General features: G+C 28.2%; 21 protein-coding genes and 1 tRNA gene. 10 read left to right on the top strand and 12 right to left on the bottom strand.

What is annotated here, in order from left to right; translation table 11 throughout:
- The first annotated feature begins 187 nt into the window (after nt 1-187).
- Complete coding sequence (locus M2325_RS03645) at nt 188-1372, top strand: radical SAM protein (RefSeq protein ID WP_209631914.1); 1185 nt, start codon at nt 188-190, stop codon at nt 1370-1372.
- 221 nt (nt 1373-1593) lie between these two features.
- Complete coding sequence (leuS, locus tag M2325_RS03640; protein ID WP_209631954.1) at nt 1594-4539, top strand: leucine--tRNA ligase; 2946 nt, start codon at nt 1594-1596, stop codon at nt 4537-4539.
- Between the two features lie 190 nt (nt 4540-4729).
- Here leuS and M2325_RS03635 read toward each other — a convergent pair whose 3' ends face one another.
- Nucleotides 4730-4858 (bottom strand): hypothetical protein, encoded by a 129-nt coding sequence (locus M2325_RS03635; RefSeq protein WP_259051252.1) that lies wholly within the window; start codon nt 4856-4858, stop codon nt 4730-4732.
- Between the two features lie 191 nt (nt 4859-5049).
- Between M2325_RS03635 and M2325_RS03630 the strand changes: the two genes are divergently transcribed.
- On the top strand, nt 5050-5922 hold the full coding sequence (locus M2325_RS03630; RefSeq protein WP_259051250.1) for a DUF2334 domain-containing protein: 873 nt from the start codon (nt 5050-5052) through the stop codon (nt 5920-5922).
- 54 nt (nt 5923-5976) lie between these two features.
- Here the strand turns inward: M2325_RS03630 and M2325_RS03625 are convergent, their stop codons facing one another.
- Nucleotides 5977-6528 carry an HNH endonuclease gene (locus M2325_RS03625; protein ID WP_259051248.1) on the bottom strand — a complete coding sequence of 184 codons (552 nt, stop codon included), beginning with the start codon at nt 6526-6528 and terminating at the stop codon, nt 5977-5979.
- Nucleotides 6529-7456: 928 nt separating this feature from the next.
- Here M2325_RS03625 and M2325_RS03620 point away from each other — a divergent pair.
- A tRNA-Ser gene (locus tag M2325_RS03620) sits at nt 7457-7541 on the top strand.
- Nucleotides 7542-7611: 70 nt separating this feature from the next.
- Nucleotides 7612-7842, top strand: a complete 231-nt coding sequence (locus M2325_RS03615; RefSeq protein ID WP_259051240.1) for a hypothetical protein — start codon at nt 7612-7614, stop codon at nt 7840-7842.
- 491 nt (nt 7843-8333) lie between these two features.
- On the opposite strand, the gene M2325_RS03610 is transcribed toward M2325_RS03615, so the two are convergent.
- The 9 genes from M2325_RS03610 to M2325_RS03570 form a co-directional block, all read right to left on the bottom strand.
- Complete coding sequence (locus M2325_RS03610) at nt 8334-11333, bottom strand: hypothetical protein (protein ID WP_259051237.1); 3000 nt, start codon at nt 11331-11333, stop codon at nt 8334-8336.
- 7 nt (nt 11334-11340) lie between these two features.
- Nucleotides 11341-12294 (bottom strand): tyrosine-type recombinase/integrase, encoded by a 954-nt coding sequence (locus M2325_RS03605; protein ID WP_013179859.1) that lies wholly within the window; start codon nt 12292-12294, stop codon nt 11341-11343.
- Nucleotides 12295-12356: 62 nt separating this feature from the next.
- Nucleotides 12357-12791 carry a hypothetical protein gene (locus M2325_RS03600; RefSeq protein WP_259051235.1) on the bottom strand — a complete coding sequence of 145 codons (435 nt, stop codon included), beginning with the start codon at nt 12789-12791 and terminating at the stop codon, nt 12357-12359.
- Between the two features lie 20 nt (nt 12792-12811).
- Nucleotides 12812-13150 (bottom strand): hypothetical protein, encoded by a 339-nt coding sequence (locus tag M2325_RS03595; protein ID WP_209631918.1) that lies wholly within the window; start codon nt 13148-13150, stop codon nt 12812-12814.
- Between the two features lie 15 nt (nt 13151-13165).
- Nucleotides 13166-13408, bottom strand: a complete 243-nt coding sequence (locus M2325_RS03590) for a hypothetical protein (protein WP_259051233.1) — start codon at nt 13406-13408, stop codon at nt 13166-13168.
- Between the two features lie 13 nt (nt 13409-13421).
- On the bottom strand, nt 13422-13631 hold the full coding sequence (locus tag M2325_RS03585) for a hypothetical protein (protein ID WP_259051231.1): 210 nt from the start codon (nt 13629-13631) through the stop codon (nt 13422-13424).
- A 1-nt stretch (nt 13632) separates the two neighbouring features.
- The gene (locus M2325_RS03580; RefSeq protein ID WP_259051230.1) at nt 13633-14097 is read right to left on the bottom strand and encodes a hypothetical protein; all 465 of its coding nucleotides are present in this window, start codon (nt 14095-14097) and stop codon (nt 13633-13635) included.
- Between the two features lies 1 nt (nt 14098).
- On the bottom strand, nt 14099-14272 hold the full coding sequence (locus M2325_RS03575) for a DUF2080 family transposase-associated protein (RefSeq protein WP_259051228.1): 174 nt from the start codon (nt 14270-14272) through the stop codon (nt 14099-14101).
- Nucleotide 14273: 1 nt separating this feature from the next.
- On the bottom strand, nt 14274-14465 hold the full coding sequence (locus M2325_RS03570; protein WP_013179865.1) for a DUF2080 family transposase-associated protein: 192 nt from the start codon (nt 14463-14465) through the stop codon (nt 14274-14276).
- Between the two features lie 209 nt (nt 14466-14674).
- Between M2325_RS03570 and M2325_RS03565 the strand changes: the two genes are divergently transcribed.
- The 5 genes from M2325_RS03565 (at nt 14675) to M2325_RS03545 (ending at nt 17144) form a co-directional block, all read left to right on the top strand.
- Nucleotides 14675-15091 (top strand): helix-turn-helix domain-containing protein, encoded by a 417-nt coding sequence (locus M2325_RS03565; RefSeq protein ID WP_259051226.1) that lies wholly within the window; start codon nt 14675-14677, stop codon nt 15089-15091.
- A gap of 189 nt (nt 15092-15280) precedes the next feature.
- Nucleotides 15281-15403, top strand: coding sequence for a hypothetical protein (locus M2325_RS03560; protein ID WP_259051225.1), 123 nt, complete (start codon nt 15281-15283; stop codon nt 15401-15403).
- Nucleotides 15404-15583: 180 nt separating this feature from the next.
- A complete protein-coding gene (locus tag M2325_RS03555; RefSeq protein WP_259051217.1) occupies nt 15584-15760 on the top strand; it encodes a hypothetical protein in 177 nt (58 codons plus the stop codon).
- Nucleotides 15761-15768: 8 nt separating this feature from the next.
- Complete coding sequence (locus M2325_RS03550; protein WP_259051215.1) at nt 15769-16284, top strand: hypothetical protein; 516 nt, start codon at nt 15769-15771, stop codon at nt 16282-16284.
- A 44-nt stretch (nt 16285-16328) separates the two neighbouring features.
- Nucleotides 16329-17144, top strand: coding sequence for a DUF8453 domain-containing protein (locus M2325_RS03545; protein WP_259051213.1), 816 nt, complete (start codon nt 16329-16331; stop codon nt 17142-17144).
- A 98-nt stretch (nt 17145-17242) separates the two neighbouring features.
- Here M2325_RS03545 and M2325_RS03540 read toward each other — a convergent pair whose 3' ends face one another.
- The gene (locus tag M2325_RS03540; protein ID WP_259051211.1) at nt 17243-17494 is read right to left on the bottom strand and encodes a hypothetical protein; all 252 of its coding nucleotides are present in this window, start codon (nt 17492-17494) and stop codon (nt 17243-17245) included.
- Between the last annotated feature and the right edge of the window lie 278 nt (nt 17495-17772).

The following is a 17772-nucleotide window of genomic DNA, read 5'->3' as shown; positions in this document are numbered from 1 at the left end:
ATATATTAATTAAAGTTTATTAATTAAAGTTTATTAATTAAAGTTTATTAATTAAAGTTTATTAATTACAGTTTAATGATTATTTGGTGATAATATTAGTAAAATTGAAAACATTAAATTCGAAGATTACGAATTAAAATGCAATGAATTAACCGAAGGTTGCAAATTTTGCATTTTAGGCGAAAAAATGGTACTTTTCATAACTGGACTTTGCAATAGAAAGTGCTATTACTGCCCCCTTTCCGAAAATCGTAAAAATAAGGACGTAATTTATGCAAACGAGAGGAAAATTAGTGGCATAGATGAAGCGATTGATGAAGCCAAAATATGTGGAAGCAAAGGAGTTGGCATAACTGGAGGGAACCCAATTCTAAAGATAGATAGAACTTGCGAATACTTAAAAGCTTTAAAAGACCATTTTGGAAAGGATTTTCACGCACATTTATACACAACATTAGAAATAACGGAAGAACACCTTCAAAAGTTAAAAGAAGCAGGACTAGACGAAATAAGACTACATCCAAGGATGGAAAACTTAAAAAATCAAGATAAAAAAGAAGATAAAAAAGAAGTAGAATTAAATAAACTCGTTGAAAAACTAACGCTATGTAAAAAATACATAAAAAAGGTGGGCGTTGAAATTCCTGCTATCCCTAATATGGACGATGAAATATCACTTATAATCCAAAAAATTAATGAAATACCTGTAGATTTTATTAATTTAAATGAATTGGAGTATTCTGAAACAAATTATACTAATTTATTGGAAAAAGGATTTAATGAAAAGAATGATTATTCTTCACGTATGCAGGGAAGCCAAGAAACGGCTTTAAATGCCATTAATCTAGCAAAAAAACATATTATTGCTAATAATAAAGAGGGTTATAATTTAGCCATTAAAATGCACTACTGCCCATCTACACTTAAAGATAGCGTTCAGATGAAAAATAGATTAATCAATCGGGCGAAAAACGTAGCAAAAGAGTACGAATTAATCACCGATGAAGGACTATTAATTAAGGGTATTGTAAAGTATGATGAATTAATTGTTGCTGAAAAAAGTACGGAAGATAGCAATAATCCGGAAAATAACCCTTTTGTACAGTTTTTAAAATATAACGAGTTAGAATTAGGTATTGATTATGAAATTAATACTTGCAAGTCTGAAATTTACCTAAATCCAATTTTATTGGAAGAAATTATTGAATATATAAAAGAAAATAATATCGAAGCTGAAAAAGAATTTGGCGAGTTTAGGGCGTACATATCCGAATATTATCCAACCGTTGATAAATTAGAGGTGCAAAGAACACCCCTTATAACAAAAAAGCCTAAATTAAATCTTAAACTTAGGAAAAAGAATTTAAAATAATGATATTCTTAATTTAAATATGATTTTATAATTCTTTTATAATTCCGTTCATTGAAATAAATTTAAAGGGTATATTTTTATATTTTAATGAATTATATACTATTTATACGATTAACCGAATATACTCAAAAATTTATACCATTAACAGTATTATCGGAATTATTCATATCATTATACTAAAATATCATTTATTATTTTTATCAAATGTTTATTATGGTGAAATTTTGAATACGGAAAAAACCAATACAAAAGACAGAAAAGAGTTAAATTTTACAGAAATTGCTGACAAATGGCAAAAAATCTGGGAAGATAATAAAATATTTGAAACAGAATACAATAAATACGCAGACACAGATGGGAATCCTTCAAAAGAAAAATTCTTTATAACCGCCGCATTTCCATACTTAAATGGGGTATTACACGCAGGACACTTAAGAACATTTACTATTCCGGAAACACTCGCAAGATACAACAGAATGAAGGGTAAAAACGTACTTTGGACATTCGGATATCACGTTACGGGAACCCCAATATTAGGACTTGCAGAATTAATCAAAAACAGAAACGAGCACACCGTTTGGGCATACAACAATCTCCACAAAATACCTATGGACGAGCTTTTAGAATTAAATACGCCTCAAAATATCGTAAATTGTTTTTCAGAAAAAGCAACCGAAGCTTTTAAGAAAATGGGTTTCTCTTTAGATTGGAGAAGAAATTTCAAGACTGATGACAAAGTATTTTCTAAATTCATCGAATGGCAATTTTATACCTTAAAAGAAAAAGGATACATCTCAAAAGGTTCTCACCCTGTTAGATACTGCCCTAACTGTGATAACCCGGTTGAAGACCATGATTTATTACACGGCGAGGAAGCTACAACCGTAGAATACACGCTCATCAAATTTACAACCAAATACGATGACAAAGAATGTATCGTACCAATGGCTACCCTTAGGCCTGAAACCGTATTCGGAGTTACTAACGCGTGGGTAAACCCTAATGAAACATACGTACTCGCTGAAGTTTACGACGAAATCCAAAAAATGGATAGCGAAGAAATAAACACACAATTCAATGGCTACTGGATAATGGGCAAAGAATGTGCTTATAAATTATCAGAACAAGATAAAAAAATTGATATAATTAAAGAAATGAAAGGTAATGAGCTTATAGATAATAAAGTAATGCTTAAAAACCCAGTTTCTCAAAAAATGGTTCCTTTATTCCCTGCGGATTTTGTAGAAATGGGTATCGGTACCGGTTGCGTTATGAGCGTACCTGCTCACGCTCCTTACGATTACATCGCATTAAAAGACTTAGACGCAATTGCCGAAGTTCCGGGTGATGAAGAAAACGGAAAAGTAAGTTTAATTGGTCTTGTTAGTGTCGATGGTTATGGAAAATTCCCTGCAAAAGAAATCGTTGAAAAATTAGGAATTAAAAACCAAGAAGACGATGAATTATTAGAGCAAGCTACGAGTAAAATTTATAAAGATGAATTCCACAAAGGAAAATTAAACGAAAACTGTGGAATCTACGAAGGAATTCCTGTAAAAGACATTAAGGAAAAATTAACAAAAGACCATATCGCAAATGGACTCGCCGAAGTGATGTACGAGTTTTCAGAACAAAATGTTGTATGTAGATGTGGTCAAAAATGTATCATAAAAACCGTTAAAGGTCAATGGTTCATTACTTACTCAGACGATGAATGGAAGAGACTAGCTCACGAATGTATTGACGATATGAACTTTAAACCTGAAAGTTTTAGGCAAGAATTCCACAATAAAGTTGACTGGATGAAAGATAAGGCTTGTGCAAGAAGAAAAGGTTTAGGTACAAGATTACCATTTGATAAAGAATGGATGATTGAAAGTTTATCCGATAGTACTATTTACATGGCTTACTATACGATTGCAAGATTTATAAACGTTCAAAATATCTCAACAGAGCAATTAAAGCCTGAATTATTCGATTACGTATTTTTAGGAAAAGGTGACATTGAAAGTGTTTCAGAACTTACAAACATATCAAAAGAAACAATAATTGATATGAGAAGAGAATTCCTTTATTTCTACCCGTTAGATTGGAGATGTTCCGCAAAAGACCTTGTCCCTAACCATTTGACCTTTATGATATTCAACCACGCTGCAATATTCGGAGAACAGAATAAAGGTTTATGGCCAAGAGGAATTGAGGTAAACGGTTACGTTACAATTGAGGGTAAGAAACTATCCAAGTCAAAAGGGCCAGTTTTACCAGTCATGGAAGTTGCTGAGAAATATGGTGCTGACGTTGGTAGATTCTACATAACGACTTGCGCAGAATTGCCACAAGACGCAGATATTAAATTTAAAGAAATGGAAAAAGCAAGAGATAATTTAACAAAATTCTACGAAATGGCTTTAGATTTAAAAGAAGTAAATACTAGAGTTGAAGAAACCAAATTATCAAGGATTGATATGTGGTTATTGCATAAACTTTACAATGCAGTTAGTATTGCAGATGAAGCCTACACCGATTTCCAACTTAGAAAAATTAGCATTTTATTCTATGAATTGATGAACGACTTAAGATGGTACAAGAGAAGAGGTGGGGAAAATAAAAGCGTACTTAGAGAAGTAATCGTAGTATGGAATAAACTTTTAATGCCTGTAACCCCTCACTTATGCGAAGAAATTTGGCAAGAATTAGGCTACGAAGGATTTGTATCTCTCGAAAAATTCCCAATCATTAAACAAGAATTCCTTAATAATGATTTAGAACGTGGAGAAGAATTTATTAAGTCTACAATGGAAGATACAAGAAGTATATTATCAGTTGCAAAAATTCAGCCATCTAAAATATATGTATATACCGCGGATGACTGGAAATATAATTTAATGGAATTTATGCACGATAACCAGGATAAAAACGTTAAACAGATTATTCCACTTGTAATGCAAAATGTAGAGTTTAAACAACAAGGAAAAGCAGTTGTAAAACTCATTAATGAATTTATGAAAATCGGTGTTAAAAATACAATTAATGAAGAAGAAATACTTGAAAATGCAAAAGAATTCTTATCTTCAGAATTTGACGCTGAAATTATCGTAAATGGTGAAGATGTTATGAATAAAAAGAAATTTGCAATTCCTTACAAAATAGCAATTTATATGGAATAATTTTCCATCATATATTTATTATATTTTATTATATTTTATTTTATTTTATTTTATATTTTATTTTTAGATTTATTATCGTTTTAGTTTTTATATATCCATATATTTAATAATTTAACTATATATATGATAATAAATATAATTTAATTACAGGAAATAAAGGGGGTATTATGAACAAAATAGATAAATCACACTACGCAAGAGTAATTGGGCTTCTTTCTGTGCTTTTAATAGCTTGGTTGGTTGCCAAATACCTTGAAACAGAAATATCTGCGCTATTGTTTGCCATTTTGTTATTAATTGTATTTACTGTTGATATCATATTCCGCTTAGTATGCTGTGTTAAGCATCCAAAAAACGAAAGTAAACATTAAATAATCATTAAATAATCATTAAATAACATTTATAACACATTTACATCTTTTTTATCTTTTTATTAATTCAATGCGTATATATTTTTATACTAATTTTAACATAATAGTCCTTTATATTATATTAAAATAATGGTGTACTATGAAAGAAATAAAAAACTCTAAAAAATCGAAAGAATCCACTGAATCTAACGAATCTAACGAATCCAAATTTAAATTATCGTCTAAATATTGTATAATATTGTTATTTTTGGTATTAATTACCACCTTAATGTTTTTTAATACATTTCATACAAAATATGACCCTTTAAAATATGTATCCAATGATAAGCAAATCTATAGCGCTTCAACACCCATAGTTTTGGTACATGATGTAAGTCCAGTCTATTTCGAAGAAATGGAAGAAATAATAGAAGTTTTAGATAATAATCATTATTCTACTAGAACTTATTTATTTGTTATAACTAACCACGCAGGCGATAATAATCTGTCGGATTATCCCAAATTCGTAGAATATCTACACGAATTAAATGATAGGGGATATCACATCCAATATCACGGTTATGACCATATTGGTGGCGAATACAATTGTAGTGAGGCTATAGCGAATGAAAAGACTGATAAATCCCTTAAAATCTTAGAAAACTGTGGTTTTAATACAAAAAAGATAAATTACGTTATTACTCCGAGATATATATTATCCAAGGATTCGGAAAATAACTTTTTAAAAAGAAACTTTACAATAATTGTGAATTCTTATATATTAAAACCTAAAATAAATAAAGACATTGAAAAAGTTATAATTACTAATAAAGAATATACTTGGTATACTCCGGAAAATTGTACTGAAAAGGTAAAGAATATTTCATTGATTGATTATAAAACTAGTTTGAAGGAAAATAAACAATTTACTTTATCAATTCACCCAAAAGCAGTGAATTACGGTAATGGTTTAGAAATTTTAGATTATTTCCTTTTCGAATCAAATAAAGAAATTTTAGATTATTATCAATAATTGTAACATTATTTTGTATTAATGTATATTAATAACTATAATTTTTACCCTATTTTATTTAAATTCTTTTAAACAGCAATCTATATCTAATACTGAACCCTCTTTTGGGTCAATTTCGCAATCTAACTTGTTAGCACAACTACAACATCTATATACTAGTTTTAAATATTTTTTTTCTACCAAAGAAGGAATTTTATCGAAAAATTTATCATCTTCGGGATAAATTCGATTATATACCTCATAAAGTCCTCGTTTACCTTTTTTACTATTGCAAGATTTACAAGCCCAAATTATGTTATGAATACCTTGGATATTATCGCAATCTTTACATCTCTCATTTACCTTAAGCGATTTAGGAATAATATGGTCTTTAGTTAGATTTTCGGTGCAACCGCAATAAATACACTTCTTTTCAGATTCTACAAATTGTAAGTCCTCCCTCATAATACTAGACCATGAAATTTTACCACTCTTCAAATTCCTAAATTTAGTCTTTATAAAACCATAACCCATTTTTTTACCATTTCTAGAGGCACTTTTGGCCATTATTTTGGCGTATTGGTAATATATCATATCTTCAACGGTTTTTACTTCTTTATCAGGCATCTAATCACTTATTGTTTTTGATTTCCATGAATTATTACTTTATAAATTAAAGGTATTTTCATTATTTCAATATTATTTTACATATTATTTTACATATTATTTTACATATTATTTTACATATTATATAAATTATTCTATATTACACTCCACCAATAGGGCAATATGATACTAATAAAAAATAAGAAAAATATATTAGTAATTAATAATCTTTTTGATAAAAATTTTTTGAGGGGAATTATGGAATATATTTCAAGTTTTATGATTATTGGACTTTTGCTTTTTGCAATTGTAGATTTTTATTTTACAATATCTGGAAATTATATTAAGCGCAATATAAAGCCATTATATACCTATAAAAGCTATATATTATTACCACTAGGGTTTTTATTGGGTTTAATAGCGTATTATGATTTTTATTCATATTTATCAATATATGAAATTTTGGGGCTAGATTTAAGATTTTTTGTAGCACTACTTGGTCAATTTATATTTTTATTCAGTATTTTATGTATTTTACATGAAAATTATAAATATAATATTAGTGATGATAAAAAAAGTAATAAAAATGACTACAATGATGTAAAAAATGTCAAAAATAACAACATGTACAAATTATCGAAATATTTGATATATTTTTTGCTTATAGTCACAGGATTTCCTAAATTATTAATAAATATGTATAATTTCCAAGATTACCAATCTTATATAATTATAATAGGCGTAATTTTATTTTTAATACTATATTCTGTATCCAGATTTAAAAATAAATAATAAATAATTTTAAATTTAACTTTTTCTTTTAAATTTTTATTCTATCGTGTATTGAATCTTTAAAAATCTAAATTTATAAATTTAACCGAAATGTTTATATAGTAGAATCACCATCCTATATTTGTGACTAATTGGAGTCAACTATTAATTATACTGTGCGGAGATGGCCCAGCCTGGTACGGCGCGGGACTGCTAATCCCGTTGAGCTCTGCTCAACCCGCGTTCAAATCGCGGTCTCCGCGTATATTCTGTTTTAAAGGATTTTTTGAAGTTTAAATTTTTACGATTTTTAAGAAATTAACGGGATAATTTTTGCAACTATTCCGTTTTTCTTATAAGAATCAAGCATTTATTAAGGTTATTATTGGATTTAAAAGGCATTTTATAATTTTCGTTTTCGGAAAAGTTCACGACAGTGCAACGGGATTAAGACGAAGTTCTCACTTTTATGTCTTAAAAGAAAAAATAATATATTGTAATATTGGCTGGAGAATTTACTTCAAAAGTGTAATTTTTGCATCTGCAAAATGTTTGTGTGTATAAAATCTCAGGTTACCAAGTTACCAAAAAAGTAATACTCAAAAAGGAAGGCATATAGAAGAGTAATCATAAAAATAAGCGTAAAATAAAAAATAAAATGGTAACCTGAAAGGTAACTTGGCGAAGTTACCACTTTTCTTGCATACTCCTATAATAATATTATTAACAGAAATAATAATAAATGTTAATAATTAACGATTAGTATGACGAAAAGTAAAAAGGTAACTTGGTAAGTTACCTTTCAGGTTACCTTTCAGGTTACCAAAATAAGGACATATAATAGAGATATAATTAATATATTAATAATATAATAATATAGTATAAATGGTAACCTGGTAACCTGGAATTTTTGACTTTTTGAAAAAAATATTTTTTTAGCTATTTTATGGTAACTTGAGGTAACTTGGAACTTCAGTATATTCTCTAAAAGTACTCTATTATATCGAACACATTCAGATGTATGGATATATTATTTTTTTAAAAAAAATAAATAATTATTTGATGCACACGTGAACTTCTCCAACTCTTGGTTGTGAGATATAACTTTTATAGTTCAGGTTCTTTATTGCAAGTAATACTTCATTATCTTCAATCTGAATATATTCTTTTACTTTTTCTATAATAATATCTATTTTCACATTGTCATTTTCATCTACATTTTCTAAAATTGTTTCATATACTACTGCAGTATTGTCATTGTAATTTATTTTAATATCTTCAGTATATTCATTTTTCTTCTCTATTTTCTGTAGGGGCATCCATATTGCTTTTACTTTTCCCCGTCCTCTTATTGCAGTAGTTTTATACTCCCAATAGGCTTTTAGTTTACCAACTTCAGCAACGTTGTATTTATCGATATCTAAAATATCATAAGCATCTTTTGTCACGATTAGATAAGCCATATCATCTTGAATTTTCACATCTAACCCATGTGACCTTAGCATTTTATATAAACTTTCTTCAATTCCAGGATTTGCTTCATATATTAAATCATAAATATCATAAGTTCTTCCTTCTAAAGTTATTCTTACAGTTCTTCTTACACTTTCTATAATACATTTTCTAATAGTTTTATCGGGGGTGTTAACTGCTGAATAGTCTTCAACCGGATAGTCTGAACTTGGTACGTAGGATTCTTCAAAGTATGCAAATATTGCTCCTAAAATTGCCCTACCTATTTTAATTACATTTTCTTTAGCTTTTTCCCTATCTCCGCTAAATTCTAAATTCTCGATTTGCTCGCCAATCATTCCTAAATTATCATAAATCCATCTACCTAAAATATGTATTTTGTCATCAAGATATCTATATTCATCAACTGTATTCACTGTTTTTATGTTATCTATATCGATTATGATACATCTTGATATCAATGCTATATCTTTTATTGACAAGTCATTTGTCGTTATCATAATTGGTCTAATTATCGATGTCCCGTTCCAACTCCCATCTCTTTTATATCGATGACCAATGTCTGATACACCCGTCCCTATTCTCTTCAGTATTCCTTCCAATCTCTTAGGAATTTCTTTTAATTCGTCGTATAGCATTGGTACATTTATCCACTGTTCACCTTCTAATCTTATCGGTGACCCTTGCACAACTGTTTCCCCATATTGATTTTCTGAATTTAATAATAATTTACTAAATAATAATCTAACTCTTGCAGATTTACCTTGTGCGTGTAGACCTGTCACAATTAGATTGGGGAACATATCTAACCTTTTGTTGGATATGAAATAATATCTAAATACTGAAGCCATAGTGTATTCTAAAATCCATTTTGAAACATCATCTTGTAGATAACATTTCAAATGTTTTATTATGTCTTTAACGTCATCATCTGTGTATTTAATTTTAAATAACTCTTTGAAGTCTTTTTTATAATATACTTGTGGTGTATCTCTTGGTAGTTCCCATTCTGGTGGCAGTATTATTGTATCTTTATTATAATATCCCCATGCTTTAGTTACTTTCTTACATTCGTCAACTTCAAACTTTTTAAGAATCCACTTATATATTAAATCGTACTCATAAAGATATTTTTGATGTCCACCATTTCCACTTTTTGCAACTTCAACAAAATCATAAAATGCGTAATCGTCAAAAATGTCTATAAATTCCTTATTTATTTCCAACTCTTTTCCCTTCAGTACATCATGTAAATCAAAGAATTGTTTATTTACTAACTTCGGTGTTGTAAAGTAAGCTAATGACCTTGTTCTTACTATTTCTTCACCATCACTATTGGTTCTTCTCTCAGTTTCTTTGTTAATATTGTAAATTCCTCTGAAGCATTCCATTTCTAACTTACCAACGTTTCCCAACATTAAAGCTTCTAATTCATCGACGCTCTTTTCTTCAGTATTTATTTTTTTAATATAATATGCTTTAAGAGGATTACCTTTTTTCTTATTTGCTAACCAGCAAGAACTACATTCTTGTATTGGACAATTCATACAATTTGTTGGAGCTCGTCTACTATTGAACCACTCTTCTAAGCTTCTTAAGGTCAATTCTTCATTAAAGTTATTTGAGTACTCTTTAAATATGCTTAAAGTCTTTGAAACGTCTTCTCCTTCATCTTGATTGAAGACCTTCATAAAGAAAGCTCTTAAAAATAATTGTATATCTCGGTTAGCTTCTCCTTTTTTTCTAAGCTCCAAAGCTTTTTTAACACAAGGTGGTACATAATCCCAGTTTATTTCCTCGATAGATTTAAAATCCTTTTCTTCGTAGTCTTCCTTTAAAATCTTATCTTTATAATTTACATAATTCTTAAACTGATTAATAACAGCATTATAATCATATTTAACATCGTTTATTTCTAAAACTCGTCCTTTTTTAGTGATAAATTTCTTATTATCGCTAAATGGGATTCTTAAAACTCTTGCTAAATCATAAATGTTAGAATCTCCATTTACAACTTTATTATTTTTATTGTCAAATTCAATGAGTTTTTTAAACTCTAATAATCCTTTTTCTCCTATTGGATAATCTAATAAATAATATAATTGTATTCCGTGACCTGTAAAGAATGAGAAAGTTGGCTTCAGGGGTAAATTTAAATTTTTATAATAATCTTCAACTAACTTGTGAGCTTCTAAATCTGTTATTTTAGTTATATCTTTTTCTAAAAACTTTTCATCTTTTGAAGGGTCTCCGTAGCCTAAAACATCCTTTAAAACATCTATATCAATAGGTATTATGGATATATTATCAAATGTAGCGTCCTTAGTACCTTTATGTTCTTTTCTCAATCCAATACCATAATATACACTCATTAAATTATTAAGTGTAACACTTTCCGCTAAAAACTTTGGTAATTCATTAGGATATTTAAAATATTTTTGAACTGGTTTACCATTGCTATTAAACGCTCTAAGTTCTATAAACTTATCTTCATCTATATTTTTAGATGCTACATCAAACACAGACCTGAAGAATACATTAACTGTACTGCTTAATTCTATTTTTCTTTCTTTTTTACCCATATTACCCCTATAGAATATTTTTTATATTATTTAAGCTTTCATTTGTCCTTTCTCGATTGTGTGCGTAAATCATAGTCGTTTCTACCCTATTATGACCCATATACCTACTTACTTCATCTAAATTAACCCCTTTCGTTAGTAGATTTACACAACAACCATGTCTTATGGAATGTAAAACAATTCTTCTATTTTTAGCAAGTTTACCTTCTGCTTTTAATTCTTTAACACAAGCGTTAAAAACTCGATATATTGCATTTCTATTTATTTGCTCACCGTTAAGCTTCTGAAATAAGTAATCATTATCATTTTTATTTCTATTCTTTGTAATAATATAGTTTAAAGCTTCTTTGGTATCATTTGCTAATATTACCCTTCTTTCGGTGTAGTTCTTGGATTTAGTTATTACAATTACTCCATTTTTACTATCGTAATCTTTCAGTCTACTATTGAGAATTTCTGAAACTCTGCATCCAGTATCCCATAAAGTTCTTAGAAGAACTGCATCCCTATCCTGGGTGTAATTATTTTTATTATAGAGTTTTTGGAATATTAAGTCCATATCTTGAGTAGTTACATAATCGTAATGCTTCTTATCGAACTTTTTAAACCGTTTACGTTCTTTACACTCTGTTTCAAATTCTTCAAAGTTATCAAACTTCATAACTTTGTAAAACATCACTAAAAGGTTATAATACCTTATTTCTGTATTTTTAGCAATCTTTCGTTCATTTGATAAATACATAAAGAACTTTCCAAAATCTAATTTTGTTAGATTTTCAGGTTTTCGTTTTAATGTTAAGTTACAATACCTAAGGAATACTTTTAGTTTAGTTACATCGATTTGAAGTGTGCTTTTAGCAATTCCATCAAGTTCACGTTCATATTTGTATCTTTCCACGTATTCCTCGATATTATACTGTTCGTTTCTATTGAATGCAATTAATCGTTTTACCTCTTTCATACTATCTCCCAAGATTAAAAAAATATATTAATAAATTGTTAATTTTTGTAAATTTTAATTAATTATTCAGTTATATTCTCGTATCCATCTTTTGATGCCAAATACTGAGGGTCTATTTTAATGTAAATTTCATCTTCCTTTTGCTTAAATCCTGGTTTATAAACAACATGTTTAGAGATATTTAAACCGTCTTGTATTTCATGCATTTTTTCTATAGATATAGATGGTATTTCTTCAAATTCGTTGTAGCAATCTGTACCTTCTACTGGTCTATATTCACCGTCAACAAGGATGTGATTAGCAGGTGTTTCCTCAGCACAAACTCCAGTAATCCACAATGCTAATCCCCAAGTTTTATAATACCAAGCTCCATCAGTTTCAATATATTTTTCAGTATATTCACACGCTTTTTCTTCAATGTTTCCTTTAATCTGTAAATATTCCTTTGCTGTAGCGTATTGTGTACTACCTTTTTCTAATTTAAACCAATTACTCATTTTTCTCACCTTTTTATAATTCAATTATTTATCTCTGCCATTGCTAAGCTTCTCATCCCATTTATCACGACATATGATTGATTAGTGGGTTTATAATGTAAAACGTAGTATTGACAACCGTCTCTTGTCCGATATTGTGATTTTTCATAATAATCTTCGAAATCATATTGCTTTTCATATTCTAATTGTTGTGCTTCTAAATTTTTAGATATATTTTCTCTTACTTCAGGATTTGACATCTCAGTTGACATCTCTAATAAGCATCCTCCAACTTTTATAATAGCTGCTCCAAAAGCTCCTCCTATTATTATGATTATTATTGCATAGATAATCTTATAATACATCCCGTTTTCGTCCATATTATATTCCCTCGATTATTTCGTTACTCTATTAGCTAATTGTAACTTTTTATCTGCTTTAATGAGTATATCACGTTTTGAAACAATAATATCAAATATTTTAAGTTCTTCTTTTGAATATTGGGTAAATATTTCCCTTTTTATCGTTTCTTTAACGCTTTCTTGAAATTCTTTGTAATCTTCATCATCTTCTAAATCTAAATAATCTATAAAATCCTGTTCCGATTCTGTATACTCTATTTCAGTATCTATAATCATTTTCCCACCCTTTTTATAATTCAAGAAGGTCATACCCTTCTAAATCAATAGCTCTTATATTTCTTGGTTCGTCCCACTCGTCCCAACCAATAATGTCTAAAACGTCCATTTTGGTAATTTCTTCATCTTCAATTGTAGCTTCAACATCTGCAACGATTCCACAATCAAACATAAATCCTTCAATTCGATAAGTTCCATCAGGTAATTTAGTTGTGTAAATCATATTAAGCCTCTAAAATAAAATCGCTATTATTTACATCGTTTGTTGATACAATAATCTCAACGACTTCATTTTTTGAGTTAGATTTATAACCAAAGTTACTGGTCATCTCTAAATGAATTCCTAATTTTTCGGTTAATTCATTAATATCTTTCTGAGTAATTCTCGGTATTTTGCACCATTCGTCATACATTTTAGTGTTGAATTTTGAAGGTCTTATGCAGTAAGTATTTTCATATCTTGCCCAACCGTCTGGTTTTGCACCGTGAGGATTGATATATAATGCATATACTGAAAAAGTATTCGTAAAATCATTTACCATCATATCGACATTTTTTAAATCAATATTGGGCAAATATTTCCGTATAAAATCTTCAACTTCTTGCCTAATTTGTAACTTTTTAGCTATATACTCAGTTAGCAATTTTTGAGATTCCGAACCTTCTATTACTTTATATCGTTTTATCATTTTAAACCTCCAATTCATAACCTAAGTTTATTAAGTCATTTTTTAACTTTTTAAGTTCGTTTTCATCTTCTAATATGATTCCGATACCTAATTTACCCAAATGCTTACGAGATACTGCAATTTCTGCCCCGTTGCCCCTTGGTTTTATAAGTCTCTCTTTTGTTATTATTACCATTTTAAGCCTCTTCGGGTTCTTTTTCAACTAAAGACTCGATAATTCTATCTTTAAGGTATTGATTATCAGGTAATACGATTAAAATCGCTTCTTTATCAATTTCAGATTTTGGCATTGAAAATCTTGCAGAATTACCGTGTTGAGCAATTACTCCCCAGTAAACGTTAGCATCAATTTTTGATGTACTTGCCATTTTTTCACCTTTTATATATTTGTTATTTTTAACAAATTAATGGTTATATTTTACCACTAATTATATGTTTAATTATACGTCCTATATATAACTTTCTAAAAAATACCATTAATTGTTAAATAATCAAATGAATTGATTAAAATAACAATAATTTGTTAAATATTATTAGTACGAAAAATATAGTATTAAGGATTATTTGAGGGATTGATTTGTTATTAAAAATATTGACTAAAAAAAGTGTCAAAGAAATTTTATATTTAATAAATGATAATGAAGAAATGTATTGGGGGCAAATTCAGGAATTATTGGGGGTAGATGGAAGTAATCTAAGTAAAGTACTTTCATTATTGGTTAAAGATGGCATACTATCTAAAAGAAGAATATTAAAAGGCGATAGTATGCCCTATTCATATTTTAAATTAACTAAAAAAGGTAAAACTGCACTTAAACTTTATGAAATTGGCGAGCTATTGGATGATAATCAAGATATAAAAATAGCCGTTTCAAACGCTGATGATGACGATTTATCAGATAATAAAAATAGTTCTATTTCAAATTCATATAATAACGTAGGAACTGAAAGTATAATTGTTACAAACTCTAAAAACATAAATGTAAAAAAATAATTTCATCTTTTTTATAAATCTTAATTTAAATTTTAAATATTTTTTATTGCTAATTGTTGGGTTCCTATCCTCATTATATTTTTAATTCTAACTTATTATATAAAACTCTTTCTATTGGGATTATTTCGAAATTAATTAATATATGTTACAACACTTTTTTATTATTTATGGATTAAAAGAGGGGATAAAATGAAAGAACCTAAAAGACCTACTATAAAAAAACCTAAAAGTCCATTAGATGGGCCTAAAACAGCGAAAGGATATAGAAACAAATTATTAACTGGTGACGGAAGAAAAAAACCTAAATTATAGTTATTTTTTATTAAAAATATTTTTTTATTATTGGGGGATAATATGCAAAATAAAATTAATAATATCATAGTAACTACAATATCCATATTAGTTGGAGTATATGTGGTATATCACGTAGCAACTACCTTATTTTTCCATTAATATATCTTAAAAATAATTAAAATTAAAAGAGGGGATAAAATGGCAAAAGCTAAGAAAACTACGGCTAAAAAGACTACAAAGAAAACCACTAAAAGACCTGAAACTCTATCGGAGTTTATAACAGGTAAACCTTCTAAAGGTCCTAAAACGATTAATGGGATGATGAATAAAATGATAACTGGTGATGGACGGAAAAAACCAAAAGGATTTTTATAAGTGGTAATATGTTTAGTTTTGGCAGTAATAACGGATATTATAATGACGTTTTCAATGAAATAAAACGATGGACCCCCGCTAAGAAATACAGGTCTGAAAAGGGATATCAAGAAGATTTATATAAATATCTAAAAAGAAATTTAAATTCATCCAGGGGTGGAATGTTTTACTCTGAAACTCGCAACATGTCAGTAAGAATGGAAGCAGGTAGGAACTTATGTGACATTGCAGTTGAGCAACACGTCGGTATCGAATTAAAAAAGGATTTAAACACGAAGGCTAAAAACGATAGGTTAATCGGTCAAGTTAGTAGATACTTAGGGGATTATCGAGAAGGCGTTATTATCGTACTTGTAGGCGAAACAAACGAATCAAAAGTAGATGATTTAAAATATGCTTTAAGACCTTTAAAAAATGGTTCTAAATATGTAGATATTATCACTGTTATAAATAATCCAAAAAAACAGAATTCTCAACCTAAACAAAGTAATGGTTTTGGTTCATCATTTACCGGTTGGATTTAATATTTTAATTTTTTATTTTTTCAAATATCAATGGTGAGTAATATATGATAGTAGAAATAATTATTTTAACCGTTTTTTTGGGCTTATATATGTATGCACGCCGTTTTAATTTCAAAGAACTATATAAAAACGACCTTATTATATTTGTAAATGTTATGATAGTTCTTGCAGTTTTATATGCGTATTATAGCGTATTTTTTACTAAATCATATAGTGAATCAATATATTATTCAAACCTTACAACAACAATTGCTGCATTTGGAACTTTCGGCGCAATGTTTTTTGCAGGGGCTGTAATTAACGAAATGTCAAAACAACAACAAATAGAAATAGATATGCTTAATGAGGCTAAAAAACAGCGTGAAGAATTAGAATTGCAAAGAAAAGAACTACAAAAACCAGAATTAATAATATATTTAGCACATGGTGAAACGTTTAATTTTGTAAGTTTTTACCTTGAAAATATTGGTCAGGGTATTGCAAAAGATGTTGAAATTACATTTGCAGACGATGAAAATAATACCCTGGAAGATAGTATTGGAAATATTATTTCTGAACTCCCCATATTTTCTAAAAAAATTAATTTTTTAGCACCTAATCAACGGAAATTATTATTTATCATAAATACAAAGGATTATCAGGATATTATTTATGATATACTTTTTAAATTTAATATAAATTATAAAAATAGTTTTGGGGAGGAAATTCTTAAATATATGGAATTAGATTTATGTGAATTAAAGTCTTATATTGATATTTCTAGTTCCAAATCTACGAAAAATCAAATGGGTAAAATTAACGACAACTTGAAAATAACAAATCAACATTTGGACAACATATCTAAGAATATTAAAAAATAAATAACTAAATTATATGATTAATTATTTATAAAAAAAGGAATATAGAATATACTACCTCACTGCAAGAGATTTTTATCTCTTAAATATATTTTTTATTTTTATTCTTTTACAATGAAATAGTAACTTTTCTTTTCAATAGTTAATTTATTTTCCTGAACCAGTTCCCTAAGATAACTTTTTACAGTATTAAAAGGGATTTCAGTGATTAATGTAATTTGATAAATTGTTAATGGAATTTTATGTTTTGTATTATATAGTTTAATAAGGTTATATATTGCCTCTTTTTTCTCTTCTTTCATTCTAATTTTATCTAAATTAGTTATCCCTTTCATACTCTTCTTTTTTTCCATTTTATCCCTAAAAAGTTAAAGAATTATTTTTTATAAAGCACCTGGGTCGCTATTGCGAATAAAGTTAATGTAGCATAGCTATAAAACGCAGGGCTGTTATTTATATGGGTTTCATATAATACATAAAGCCCATATAATCCGATTAATACTAACAGTACTTTATTAGTAAGTGGTGTACTGTTACTTTTTTTATTTTCCATAGTATACCTCATTTATAGATAAATTACTCAAAAAATAAAAGAAAAGATTTATTTTAAAATATTTAAAATCTTTTCAAT

The organism is Methanococcus voltae PS (genome assembly GCF_024807035.1).
Lineage (GTDB): Archaea > AGJL01 > Methanococci > Methanococcales > Methanococcaceae > Methanococcus > Methanococcus voltae.
The sequence above is the reverse complement of the archived record's forward strand: the minus strand, read 5'-3'. Positions and strand labels throughout refer to the sequence as shown.